This is a genomic window from Tardiphaga sp. (assembly GCF_044340795.1).
GTDB lineage: Bacteria > Pseudomonadota > Alphaproteobacteria > Rhizobiales > Xanthobacteraceae > Tardiphaga.
On the sequence record NZ_JBIISY010000189.1, the window covers coordinates 1 to 11,661 of the forward strand.

12 protein-coding genes and 1 other annotated feature are annotated in these 11,661 nt (G+C 64.0%); of the genes, 7 read left to right on the forward strand and 5 right to left on the reverse strand.

What is annotated here, in order from left to right; genetic code table 11:
• On the reverse strand, positions 1 to 531 hold a 531-nt coding region (locus ACIQ17_RS24475), incomplete at its 3' end, for a xanthine dehydrogenase family protein molybdopterin-binding subunit (protein WP_398471837.1).
• Between the two features lie 197 nt (positions 532 to 728).
• Here ACIQ17_RS24475 and ACIQ17_RS24480 point away from each other — a divergent pair.
• Together ACIQ17_RS24480 and ACIQ17_RS24485 are read left to right on the forward strand one after the other, a co-directional pair.
• Positions 729 to 1,796 (forward strand): Ppx/GppA phosphatase family protein, encoded by a 1,068-nt coding sequence (locus tag ACIQ17_RS24480; RefSeq protein WP_398471838.1) that lies wholly within the window; start codon positions 729 to 731, stop codon positions 1,794 to 1,796.
• Positions 1,797 to 1,862: 66 nt separating this feature from the next.
• Positions 1,863 to 2,567 carry an RlmE family RNA methyltransferase gene (locus ACIQ17_RS24485; RefSeq protein WP_398471839.1) on the forward strand — a complete coding sequence of 235 codons (705 nt, stop codon included), beginning with the start codon at positions 1,863 to 1,865 and terminating at the stop codon, positions 2,565 to 2,567.
• Here ACIQ17_RS24485 and ACIQ17_RS24490 read toward each other — a convergent pair.
• The 3 genes from ACIQ17_RS24490 to ACIQ17_RS24500 are packed head-to-tail and all read right to left on the reverse strand — an operon-like array spanning position 2,564 to position 4,789.
• Complete coding sequence (locus ACIQ17_RS24490) at positions 2,564 to 2,944, reverse strand: type II toxin-antitoxin system HigA family antitoxin (RefSeq protein ID WP_398471840.1); 381 nt, start codon at positions 2,942 to 2,944, stop codon at positions 2,564 to 2,566. The two genes, ACIQ17_RS24485 and ACIQ17_RS24490, sit on opposite strands and share 4 nt — an antisense overlap.
• A complete protein-coding gene (locus tag ACIQ17_RS24495; protein ID WP_398471842.1) occupies positions 2,934 to 3,257 on the reverse strand; it encodes a type II toxin-antitoxin system HigB family toxin in 324 nt (107 codons plus the stop codon). Before ACIQ17_RS24495 ends, ACIQ17_RS24490 begins: the two co-directional genes overlap by 11 nt.
• Positions 3,258 to 3,298: 41 nt before the next feature.
• Entirely contained in the window at positions 3,299 to 4,789 is a 1,491-nt protein-coding gene (locus ACIQ17_RS24500) for an MFS transporter (protein ID WP_398471843.1), read from the reverse strand.
• 341 nt (positions 4,790 to 5,130) lie between these two features.
• Here ACIQ17_RS24500 and guaB point away from each other — a divergent pair, with 341 nt between their 5' ends.
• The 3 genes from guaB to ACIQ17_RS24515 all read left to right on the forward strand — a co-directional run bounded on the left by guaB (position 5,131) and on the right by ACIQ17_RS24515 (position 8,609).
• Positions 5,131 to 6,618: an IMP dehydrogenase gene (guaB, locus tag ACIQ17_RS24505; protein WP_398471844.1), complete on the forward strand. Its 1,488-nt coding sequence runs from the start codon at positions 5,131 to 5,133 to the stop codon at positions 6,616 to 6,618.
• Positions 6,619 to 6,801: 183 nt separating this feature from the next.
• A complete protein-coding gene (locus ACIQ17_RS24510) occupies positions 6,802 to 7,428 on the forward strand; it encodes a hypothetical protein (RefSeq protein ID WP_398471846.1) in 627 nt (208 codons plus the stop codon).
• Positions 7,429 to 7,583: 155 nt separating this feature from the next.
• Positions 7,584 to 8,609, forward strand: a complete 1,026-nt coding sequence (locus ACIQ17_RS24515; protein ID WP_398471848.1) for an NADP-dependent oxidoreductase — start codon at positions 7,584 to 7,586, stop codon at positions 8,607 to 8,609.
• Positions 8,610 to 8,716: 107 nt separating this feature from the next.
• On the opposite strand, the gene ACIQ17_RS24520 is transcribed toward ACIQ17_RS24515, so the two are convergent.
• Positions 8,717 to 9,568, reverse strand: a complete 852-nt coding sequence (locus tag ACIQ17_RS24520) for a metallophosphoesterase family protein (RefSeq protein ID WP_398471849.1) — start codon at positions 9,566 to 9,568, stop codon at positions 8,717 to 8,719.
• Positions 9,569 to 9,708: 140 nt separating this feature from the next.
• On the opposite strand from ACIQ17_RS24520, the gene ACIQ17_RS24525 reads away from it, so the two are divergent.
• Complete coding sequence (locus ACIQ17_RS24525; protein ID WP_398471851.1) at positions 9,709 to 10,059, forward strand: hypothetical protein; 351 nt, start codon at positions 9,709 to 9,711, stop codon at positions 10,057 to 10,059.
• A gap of 52 nt (positions 10,060 to 10,111) precedes the next feature.
• Positions 10,112 to 11,413: an RsmB/NOP family class I SAM-dependent RNA methyltransferase gene (locus ACIQ17_RS24530; RefSeq protein WP_398471853.1), complete on the forward strand. Its 1,302-nt coding sequence runs from the start codon at positions 10,112 to 10,114 to the stop codon at positions 11,411 to 11,413.
• A gap of 165 nt (positions 11,414 to 11,578) precedes the next feature.
• Positions 11,579 to 11,634, forward strand: a sequence feature (sul1 is cis-regulatory element that is thought to sense ions involved in sulfur or methionine metabolism; They are found in Alphaproteobacteria).
• The last annotated feature ends 27 nt before the right edge of the window (positions 11,635 to 11,661 follow it).

Sequence of the window (11,661 nt, forward strand, 5' to 3'; positions counted from 1 at the left end):
GACATTGTTCGGGATGTGCTCATAGAGCTGCGGCGCGCCGGGTCTGGTCGCGTCTTCTGCCGAAGTCACGGCCGGCAGTGGCTCGATATCGAGCTCGATCGCTTCGCCGGCATCGCGTGCCTGTGCCAGCGTCTCGGCAACGACGAAGGCGACGGGATCGCCGACATAGCGCACGCGGTCGGTCATCAGCGCCTGGCGATTGGTCTGCAGCAGCGGCGAGCCATCGCGGTTCTTCATCGGGATGCCGACGGTAAAAGGCTTGTAATCGGCCTCCGCAATATCGGCGCCGGTCCAGATGCCGCGCACGCCGGGCATCGCCTTCGCAGTCTCGGTCTCGATCTTGCGGATCACGCCATGGGCATGCGGGCTGCGGACGACCCAGGCATGAAGCTGGCCGGGCAGGTGCAGATCGTCGGTATAGCGGCCCTGGCCGCGCACCAGCGTGTCATCCTCTTTTCGCCGAACGGGCTGGCCGACCCCGTATTTTTGCATCGCAATGGAATTGTTACGGGAGCCGGTAAAATCCTGCATGGGGACGTCCATCTGGCTGTCAAAACTCCCCGGACTTACGGTCCCGGGCGATGCCCTGAAATAGGACGCCTGACACCGCGTCACAACGTCCGATTGGGCATGGCGCCGGTGCGGTGGTTGCGCCATTCCCGTGCCCTGCTAAAGTTTCCGTGAGAATGGTTTCCATGTCGGCGAAAAGCCGCGGAAAGACCGATTTAATGGATGACACCACGCGGCTCCGTGCTTCGCCGGAGCCGATCGACGTGCAGGGATCGGAGCGAGGGGCTGTGGTGGCTGCGCGCGCAAGCGATGCGGTCAATCCGGCCGTCTATGCCGCGCTTGATCTCGGCACCAATAATTGCCGCCTGCTGATCGCCGCTCCCACCGGCGACAGTTTTCGCGTGATCGATTCGTTTTCGCGGATCATCAGGCTCGGCGAGGGCGTCTCGACATCGGGTGTGATCTCCGATGCCGCGATCAATCGTGCGATTTCGGCGCTCTCGATCTGCCGCGACAAGATCCGCGCGCGTGACGCCACGCGGCTGCGCCTGATCGCCACCGAGGCCTGCCGCGCGGCATCGAACTCCGATGAATTCCTCAGCCGCGTCGCCGCGGCGACAGGCATCACGCTGGAGATCATTGATCGCGAGACCGAAGCCGGTCTCGCCGTGATCGGCTGCTCGCCGCTGATCGATCCGAAAGGCAAGGGCGCGATCCTGTTCGATATCGGCGGCGGTTCGTCCGAACTGGTCCGCATCGAGCGCGATGTCGCCGATCCCAACGGCCGCCCGCTGATCAAGGCCTGGATGTCGATCCCGCTCGGTGTCGTCACGCTGGCCGAAAAATTCGGCGGCAAGAACGTGACGCGTGATTCCTACGACCTGATGATCGCCGAAGTCGCCCAGCACGTCGCGCCTTTCGCCGCCGAGCACGGCGTCGATCTCGACGGCATGCACCTGCTCGGCACCTCGGGCACGGTGACGACGCTGGCCGGCATCCATCAGGGCCTGCAGCGCTATGACCGTCGCCGCATCGACGGCATCTGGCTCGACAATGCCGAGCTTGACACCACCATCGCCAAGCTGATGGGCCTGAGCTATGCCGAGCGCGCGGCGAACCAGTGCATCGGCCCGGACCGCGCCGATCTGGTCCTGTGCGGCTGCGCCATTCTCGACGCCATCCGTGCCGTGTTCCCGCTGCCGCGCCTGCGCGTCGCCGATCGCGGGCTGCGCGAGGGGATGCTGGTGGAAATGATGCGCGAGGACGGCGTGATCCGGACGTCCTGAGGCCGTTCGGCTTTTGCGGCGAGGCGTGCTAAGAGACGCGCCGAACCCGAAAGCAAGCATTTACCGATGGCAAAAGACAGCACCGGCCGCATGCGCGTCCAGGTCAAGAGTGCCGGCAGGCTGAAACTGTCGTCAAAGCTCTGGCTCGAGCGGCAGCTCAACGATCCCTATGTGCAGCAGGCCAAGAAAGACGGCCTGCGCTCGCGCGCGGCCTACAAGATCATCGAGATGGACGACAAGCACCGCTTCCTGAAGCCGGGTGCCTCCGTCGTCGATCTCGGCGCTGCACCGGGCGGCTGGAGCCAGATCGCAGCCCGGCGCGTCGGCTCGGCCGAAGGTCGCGGGCAGGTGATCGCCATCGACCTCCTGGAGATGCCCGAGATCGTCGGCGTCACCTTCGCGCAGATGGATTTCCTCGAAAACGATGCGCCCGACAAGCTGAAGGAGATGATGGGCGGGCTCGCCGATGTGGTGATGTCCGACATGGCCGCGAACACCACCGGTCATCGCAAGACCGACCAGCTCCGCATCGTCGGCCTGGTCGAGGACGCTGCCGCCTTCGCCGCCGACGTGCTGAAGCCCGGCGGCACCTTCATCGCCAAAGTGTTCCAGAGCGGCGCCGATGCAGCCCTGATGGCCCAGCTCAAGCGTGACTTCGCGACGGTGAAACACGTGAAGCCGGCATCGAGCCGCAAGGATTCGTCCGAGCGCTATGTGCTGGCGATGGGGTTTCGCGGAACGCCGGGCGGTGCTGACGAGGCTCAGGACTAGGCAGCTTCTTCATCCCGCGTCGGGCGGATCAGGACATCGGCTGAAATGCCGAGCTCTTTATGCAAGCGACGGATCATGTCGATGGACAGTCCGCGTTTGCGGTTCATGACTTCCGCGACACGTGCGCGCGTGCCGATCAGCGGTTCGAGATCCTTGCGCGTCAAACCGAGCTGCTCCATCCGAAACTGAATGGCGTCGATCGGATCAGGTGCATCAATCGGATAGGCGCGGTTTTCGTAGGCATCGATCAATGTGACCAGCAGGTCGAGCCGGTCACCTTCCTGCGTTCCGCTCTCGGCGCCCCAAAGTCGCTCGACCTCGGCCATCGCCGCTTCATGATCAATCTCGCTTCGGATCGGCTTCAGCTCATTTGTCATGCTGCACCTTGGTCACGTCGATCTTGTCATAGGCTTTGTGGGTACCGAGCCATTTGATCCAGACAATGGCCTTGTCGAAGTCGGCGGCAACAACGAGACGATAGTCGTTACCCTTGATGTTGAAGACGATCCGTTCTGCAGTGACGATGCTTGCGCTCACATAACGCCGCTTGACGTCGGCGGTCGTCTTCCACTCGGCCTTGCTGACTTCGTCAAACCAGGCATCAAGCGCGGCCTTGACCGCTGGATGATCCTTGTGGCCAGCAAGTGAGGCGACGAACCTGAGCAAGGTGCGGCGGGCGATGACCCTCATATCTCCAGACTACCATGCTCCCATTATGGGAGCAATGTGTTTTACCCCAACCTCTGATCCCGCGTATCCTCAGTCGTCTCGCTCGCGGCCTTTGCCGCGGCGTGCTCGGCGCCTTTCTTCTCGCCCTTGCGGCTGGCGATCTCGACGGCCTTGCGGCCCGAGATTTCCGCGCCGGCATCGGCAGGCATCTGCCAGAAGAACCAGGCCGAGGTGGCTGATATCAGCGACACCACGACAAACGCCGGCGCAAAATCTCCGGCTGAGAGCTCGGTCATGCCGCGCCAGACCATCGTGCTTTCCACGCTGAACGCGCCGATGGCGACACCTGCGGAAATCGAGAGCTGCTGCGCCACTGCCGTGAGCGTGGTCGCGCGGCTGAGCTGTGCCGGCTCGACCTCCGCGAATGCGACCGTGTTGATGGCGGTGAATTCGAGCGAGCGAAAGAAGCCGCCGACCAGCAGGATCAGCAGGATCAGGGTCAGCGGCGTCGAGATCGTGAACAACGCGCAGACGGCGAGAAAGACCGAGCTGACCAGCGCGTTCACCGTCATGACATTGCGGAAGCCGAAGGCGCGGATGATGCGTGTCGCCAGCGTCTTCATGCCCATGGCGCCGACCGCCGAGCCGAAGGTGACCATGCCCGACTGGAATGGCGACAGTCCGAAACCGATCTGCATCATCAGTGGCAGCAGGAAGGGCAGTGCGCCGATGCCGAGCCGGAACAGGAAGCCGCCGATGATGGCCGCACGCAGCGTCGCATAGCGCATCAGCGAGAAATCGAGCACCGGCGACGACGTGCGCCTGGCGTGGATGAGATAAAGCGTCATCGAGACGGTACCGATCACCGGCAGCGCGGTGATGATTTCCCACGGTAGCAGGTTGAGACCGGCGACGGAGAGCCCGAAGGCAATGCCGGCGAGGCCGACACCGGCCAGCACGAGGCCGAGCAGATCGAAGCGCTCGGGATTGTCCGATTTGATCGGATCGATATGGCGCTGCGCCAGATAGATGCCGAGAAAGCCGATCGGGATATTGATCAGGAAGATCCAGTGCCACGACGCATAGGTGGTGATGAAGCCGCCAAGCGGCGGCCCGATCACCGGGCCGATGAGGGCAGGGATGGACATCCACGCCATCGCATTGACGAGCCCGGCCTTGTCGATGGAGCGCACCAGCACAAGACGTCCCACCGGCGTCATCATCGCGCCGCCGAGGCCCTGGATGATGCGCGCGATGACGAAATGCGTCACCGTTTGCGACAATGCACAGCCGATCGAGCCGACCATGAACACGCCGATCGCGACGGAGAATACGGTGCGCGCGCCGAACCTGTCGGCGGTCCAGCCAGAGGCGGGGATGAAGACGGCGAGGGAGAGCAGGTAAGAGGTGATCGCCAGCTTCAGCGTCAGCGGGCTGGTGCCGATATCCGCGGCGATGGCCGGCAGCGAGGTCGCGATCACCGTGGAGTCCATGTTCTCCATGAAGAGCGCGGCGGCGACGATCAGCGGGATCAAACGTTCCTTGGACATCATGCGGCGAAGTGATCCCGGCTGGATGGTGCGAATTCTTGTCGATTCTTTCTGGATTTGTCCGGGCGCTTTAACATCATGTCCCGGAGCCGGCCAATCTCGGGCAGCGGCCCGTTTGATGACGGTCCCGTGAAGTTCGCTGCCCGGGAAGGGCCGCGCGATACCACCGCCTAAAAATCCCTGTGCATGGCTGCCAAACACTTTGATTCCGCAGGGCAGCATGCTATCGACCACCGCCAATCCTATGTTGAGGGTCAAGAGTCGGCGACGGTGATGCACCGCCGCCTCTTTGGTGCATCCTCGGTCCCACGCGCGGCACCCGGCCGCTTGATACGGAGTTGGCAATGGCAGTCGCCCCCAAGATTACCGAAGCATTCACCTTCGACGACGTGCTGCTGAAGCCCGGCCTGTCGGACATCCTGCCGTCCGACGCCGATATCCGCTCGCGCGCGACCCGCAGCGTGCTGCTGAACATCCCGATCATGGCCTCGGCCATGGACACGGTCACCGAAGCCAAGATGGCGATCGCCATGGCGCAGGCCGGTGGCCTCGGCGTCATCCATCGCAATTTCGATCCGGAAGGGCAGGCCGCGCAGGTTCGCCAGGTGAAGAAGTATGAGAGCGGCATGGTGGTGAATCCGCTCACCATCGGCCCCGATGCAAAACTCTCCGAAGCCCTCGCGCTGATGAACGAGCATGGCTTCTCCGGCATTCCCGTGGTCACCGGCGCTGCACCGAACACGCCCGGCAAGCTGGTCGGCATCCTCACCAATCGCGACGTCCGCTTCGCCACCAATCCGGACCAGAAGATCTCCGAACTGATGACCCACGAGAATCTCGTGACGGTGCGTCAGGGCGTCAGCCAGGACGAAGCCAAGCGTATGCTGCACAAGCATCGCATCGAGAAGCTGCTGGTGGTCGACGACCAGTATCGCTGCGTCGGCCTGATCACCGTCAAGGACATGGACAAGGCCGTCGCCCATCCGCTGGCCAGCAAGGACGCCCAAGGCCGTCTGCGCGTCGCCGCTGCGACCACCGTCGGTGACGGCGGCTATGAGCGTACCGAGCGCCTGATCGATGCCGGTGTGGACATCGTGGTGGTCGATACCGCCCATGGCCATTCGACCCGCGTGCTCGAAGCGGTCAATCGCATCAAGCGTATCTCCAATGCCGTGCAGGTCATCGCCGGCAATGTCGCCACCACCGAAGCGACCCAGGCACTGATCGATGCGGGCGCCGACGCCGTGAAGGTCGGTATCGGTCCGGGGTCGATCTGCACCACGCGCATCGTTGCCGGCGTCGGCGTGCCGCAGCTCACCGCCATCATGGATGCGGTGGAAGCCGCCAAGAAGGCCGACATCCCGGTCATCGCCGATGGCGGCATCAAGTTCTCGGGCGACCTCGCCAAGGCGCTCGCCGCCGGCGCCGATATCGCCATGGTCGGCTCGCTGCTGGCGGGCACCGACGAGACCCCCGGCGAAGTGTTTCTGTGGCAGGGCCGTTCCTACAAGGCCTATCGCGGCATGGGCTCGGTGGGCGCCATGGCCCGTGGCTCGGCCGACCGCTACTTCCAGCAGGACATCAAGGACACCCTGAAGCTGGTGCCGGAAGGCATCGAGGGGCAGGTGGCCTATAAGGGCCCGGTGGGCAATGTGGTCCACCAGCTCGCCGGCGGCCTGCGCGCAGCCATGGGCTATGTCGGCGCCAAGACGCTGGGCGAATTCTCCGAGAAGGCCCAATTCGTCCGTATCACCAGCGCCGGCCTGCGGGAAAGCCACGTCCATGACGTGACCATCACCCGCGAAAGCCCGAACTACCCCGGCGGCCGCTGAGGGAACTCGCGGGAAAAGCTCAGCTTTTCCTGCCTAAATTGGGCCGCATGGATGGTCCAGAAAGCACGCGTATTCGCCTCATACGCGTGCGGCCGATGGCTTGCGCGCGATGAGACCTGTTCCGGTGCCGCCTAACGCGGTACCGCTCGCCCCGCATTAGTGCCAAGCACATTGGAGATTTCCATGGCCATCGAATGGACCGAAGAGCGCGTTGCGGCTCTCGAAACCCCGCAGATCAAGAACCTGCGCGAGAACGCCCTGAAGCGCGACGTCGCCGCTCTGGCCGAACTCTGCACGGCCGAACTGGCCAAGCGCAATGCCGACAAGCCGCGCCGCATCGGCCAGCCGCGCAGCGAGGCCAAGCAGTTCGAACACGACATGGCCGACCAGATCGCTGCCGTCGGCAAGACGCTGGCCGAGAAATACGACCTGTCGGAAGCCACTGCGAAGGCGAAGTCCGAAGGCGTGAAGGGTTTCAAGGCCCACAAGCTGCTGGATTCCAAGGGCTCCGCAAAACTCGGCGGCATGCAGCGTGACGGCTCGGTCGCCGTGGATCGCTACATTTCCTATCGCCGCGGCAAGGACATCGTCTCGCTCAGCATCTTCCTGCTCAAGGACCAGCCGCTCGAGACCCATGAGTTTCAGGTGATCGCCCCGCTGACCATGCTCGACGGCGGCAAGCCGGTAGCGGAAATCCGCCCGACCGCGACCCCGGCGCAGAAGCAGTCGGCGGATGGTGGCTTGTCCTTCAAGGATCTCGACAGCGCGGCTGCGGCATTTGATGCCGTGCTGGCCAAGATCGCGGCCTGATGTCGAGCATGATCCCGAAAAGTGGCTTCCGGTTTTCGGACCAGATCATGCTCCAGTAAATAAGCGGGTTTACGGATCGAACGCGGCGCGCGATCATCGCGTGCCGCGTTTTTGCGTCCGGCGTTCATCACAACAAGAAGCAGGAGGAAACATCCATGTCCGCATCGGCCAAGCGCGTCGTTCTCGCATCACGCCCGCACGGCGAACCCGGTCCGTCGAATTTCCGCATCGAGGACTTTGCCGTGCCGAAGCCCGGCGAGGGCGAGGTGCTGCTGCGCACGATCTGGCTTTCGCTCGATCCCTATATGCGCGGCCGCATGAATGACGGCCCGTCCTATGCAGCGCCGGTGCCGGTGGATGGCGTGATGGAAGGCGGCACCGTGTGCGAGGTGGTCGCCTCGAACAATCCGGGCTTTGCCGCCGGCGATATCGTGCTGTCACATTCCGGCTGGCAGACGCATTCCATTTCCGACGGCAAGGGCCTGCGCAAGATCGATCCGAAACTGGCGCCGATCTCCACTGCCGTCGGCATTCTCGGCATGCCGGGCATGACCGCTTACACAGGTTTGCTGGCGATCGGCAATCCGCAGCCGGGTGAGACGGTGGTGGTCGCTGCTGCCTCGGGCGCGGTGGGTTCAGCAGTCGGCCAGATCGCGAAGATCAAGGGCGCCAAGGCGATCGGCATTGCCGGCGGCGCCGACAAGTGCCGCTATGTGGTGGAAGAGCTCGGCTTCGATGCCTGTATCGATCACCGCGATCCCAACTTTGCGGCCAAGCTGAAAGAGGCGTGTCCGAATGGGATCGATGTGTATTTCGAGAATGTCGGCGGCGAGGTGTTCGAGGCTGTATTTCCGCTGCTCAACTTCTTCGCTCGCATTCCCGTCTGCGGCCTGATCGCGCAGTACAACGATACGGCTTCGACGGCCCCGAAATGGGCCGGCGCGATGATGCGCAATGTGCTGACCAAGCGGCTCAATTTCCGTGGTTTCATCGTCCGCGATTTCGCCTCCATGCATGGCGATTTCCTGCGCGACATGGGGCAGTGGGTGCGTGAGGGCAAGGTGAAGTACAAGGAGTATGTCACCGAAGGGCTGGACAGCGCGCCCACGGCCTTCATGGGCCTGCTGAAGGGCCAGAACTTTGGTAAGCAGCTGGTGCGCGTCGGGCCGGACAAGGCGTGAATGCGTAGGATGGGTTGAGCACAGGCGCGAAGCGCCGGAGCGATACCCATCACCGCAAGCTCGGTGTCTGTTGTGATGGGTATCGCTCCGCTCAACCCATCCTACAGCTACGGCGTGCGCGGCTCGCCATTCTCATCGATCAATTCGAACAGATCGATGTCGTTTTGGCCGGGCGCGCGGCTGTGGCGCACTTCAAAACCGTCGGGCTGGAAACGGTACTCCACCAGCCCGACTTCCTTGACGCCGACTAGTGACTGCCTTTCATCCGAGCGAATGACAAAACTGCTCGACGGCGACCAGATGTGTCGGATGTTGCGCCAAGTGTAGTCGCGGCGCTGATGGACGTGGCCGCAGGCCACCAGCCTGAGATCGACATGGCCCAGCATCTCGGTGAGACGGGCGCGCGCAGGCATCGGCGTGAAGCGGATCGACGTCGCTGCCAGCTCGGGATCGTCGGGGGCGTTCTGATACAGCGGCTTGTGGACGAACAGTGCCAGTGGTCGCCCGCCGAGGCTGGAGAGCTGCTCGGCAAGCCAGTCGAACTGCTCGTCCTCGCAGGCGAGCCCGCTGTTCATGATCAGTGAGTTGAGGCCGACAAAACTCCAGCCGGCCGCATCGAAGCGCCAGCGGTCATGACCGAAGGCGGCGAGAAAGGCCTGCCGGTTCGGTTCGGAGACCAGGTCGGCCGGCGGCGGCGCGACGCGAGTCGGATTGTCGCCGATGTCGTGATTGCCCGGCAGATAGCGGCAGGCGACGGGCAGGGCATCATGCAGCGAACGCGCGAAGGCCAGCTCGTCCGGATGTCCGGGGCCGTCGAAGGCGAGGTCGCCGGTATTGATCACCAGATCAGGCCGGGCGGCGCTGATATAGTCGCTGACGCGCTGGAAATTCTCGGTGAACTGCGGAAAACGCGGGCTGAGATGGCAGTCCGTGATCTGGATCAGGCGAAATGCGGTCATGCAGGGCACTCCGTGAGCCGGAAGGTTAGTCCTGTTAGATGTCAGCCGGATGGCTTCGGGGAACTTACCAGACCACAGCGCCGTTGGGTTCCCCGGAAGCCGTGGCCGGACTTGGCCAGGGCGGGCTGAGGGGATTTCTAATGTCTGTTCAAATGGTTCTGTTGCCGGTCTTCGTGCTGGTGGCGTTTACTCTGGGCATGTTCTTCGTCACGGGCTTGCGCAGTGGCGGTGTCGGGCGCAATGACGCCCGCGAGCTGCCGAATACCGCTCCACAGCTCGATCTTTTGTTCTATGCGCTGATCGCCCTCGGCCTGCCGCTGCGAAAGATCGATCTGGCGCTGGTCTGCCTGTCCTGGGTGTTCGTGGTGGCCCGCTTTGTGGGCGCCGGTTTCTTTGCCGCCAACAGGGGATCGCAGGCCTGGATCGCCAGCGCGCTTGTATTGCTGGCCATGTGGTTCTACTTCGCGCTGCGGATGCTGCTCCTGCTGTGAGCCTTGGGGCGGCGCCGATTCTTTGGACTGTAAGCTTGCCGAAAGACCGCCAATGACGCCCGCCGCCCGCCTGACTGCTGCCATCGAGGTCATCGACGCCATCGACACCCAGCGCATTCCCGCCGCCAAGGCATTGAAGGAGTGGGGCACCGCGCATCGCTTCGCGGGCTCGGGTGATCGGGCGGGCATTGCCGGCCTCGTCTGGGACGTGCTGCGCCGACGCGCATCCAGCGCCTGGGTGATGGAGGACGAGACCTCGCGCGCACGCGTGCTCGGCATGCTCAAGCTCGAGCGCGGCATGGACGTCGCCGAGATCGATGCCATGTGCGACGGCAGCCGCTTCGCGCCGGCGCCGCTGAGCGATGCGGAGCGCAAGGCGCTGGCCTCGCGCACTGCTGACGGAGCGCCTGCGCATATCGCCGGCGATTACCCCGAATGGCTCGATAGCCAGCTCGCCGATGTGTTCGGCGATGATCGCGTCGCCGAAGCCGTTGCGATGGCCAGCCGCGCGCCGCTCGACCTGCGCGTCAACACGCTCAAGAGCAAGCGCGAGAAGACGCTGGCTTCGCTGAAACATCTCGGCGCCACCGAGACGCCGTGGTCGCCGCTCGGCCTGCGCATCGCGCTTGGCGCCGATGCGCGCAATCCCGGCGTTCATGCCGAGGAGGATTTCATCAAGGGCGGCATCGAGGTGCAGGACGAGGGCTCGCAGCTTGCGGCGCTGTTCTCAGGCGCCAAGCCGGGCGAGCAGGTGATCGATCTCTGCGCCGGCGCCGGCGGCAAGACGCTGGCGCTCGGCGCGATGATGCAGGGCAAGGGGCGCCTGATCGCGACGGACGCGGACAAGCGCCAGTTGGCGCCGATCCACGAGCGCCTCTCGCGCGCCGGCATTCATAATGCGGATGTCCGCACACCGAAGGGCGATGAAGATCCGCTCGCCGATATCCGGGCCTCCGCCGATCTCGTTCTGATCGACGCGCCTTGCACGGGCACCGGCACCTGGCGCCGTAATCCCGATGCCAAATGGCGGATGCGGCCGGGCGCGCTGGAAGTGCGCGTCAAGGACCAGCAGGAAGTGCTCAACCGCGCCGTGCAGTTCGTGAAGCCGGGTGGGCGGATCGCCTATGTCACGTGCTCGGTGCTGCCGCAGGAAAACCGCGAGCAGGTGAAGGGCTTCCTAGCCCGTCAATCCGGCTTTGCCGTCGTGCCGCCGGAGCAGGTGATGTCGGCGCTGTGGGACAAGGCAGATGATTTCGCCGCCGCCGTCTATCAGTCGCCTGAGGGGCTGCTGATGACGCCGCGGAAGACGGGGACGGATGGGTTCTTCGTGTCGGTGTTGAAGCGCTCGGCGTAGCTCCGGCTCGTAGGATGGGTAGAGCGTAGGCGCGTAGCGCCGGAGCGAAACCCATCACCACACGCTCGAGCGCTTGTTGCGATGGGTTTCGCTGCGCTGTACCCATCCTACGGCCGCGGAGCTTGTTGCACCGCATCCCGATCCTCGTTACTCTCTGGCCATTCTCTCGGACCCGGTGAAATCCCGGGTGGCTCTTCCGGCCGCCGATCCGCCGGACAACGCAAAAATCATGGCTTCCACATTCGGCC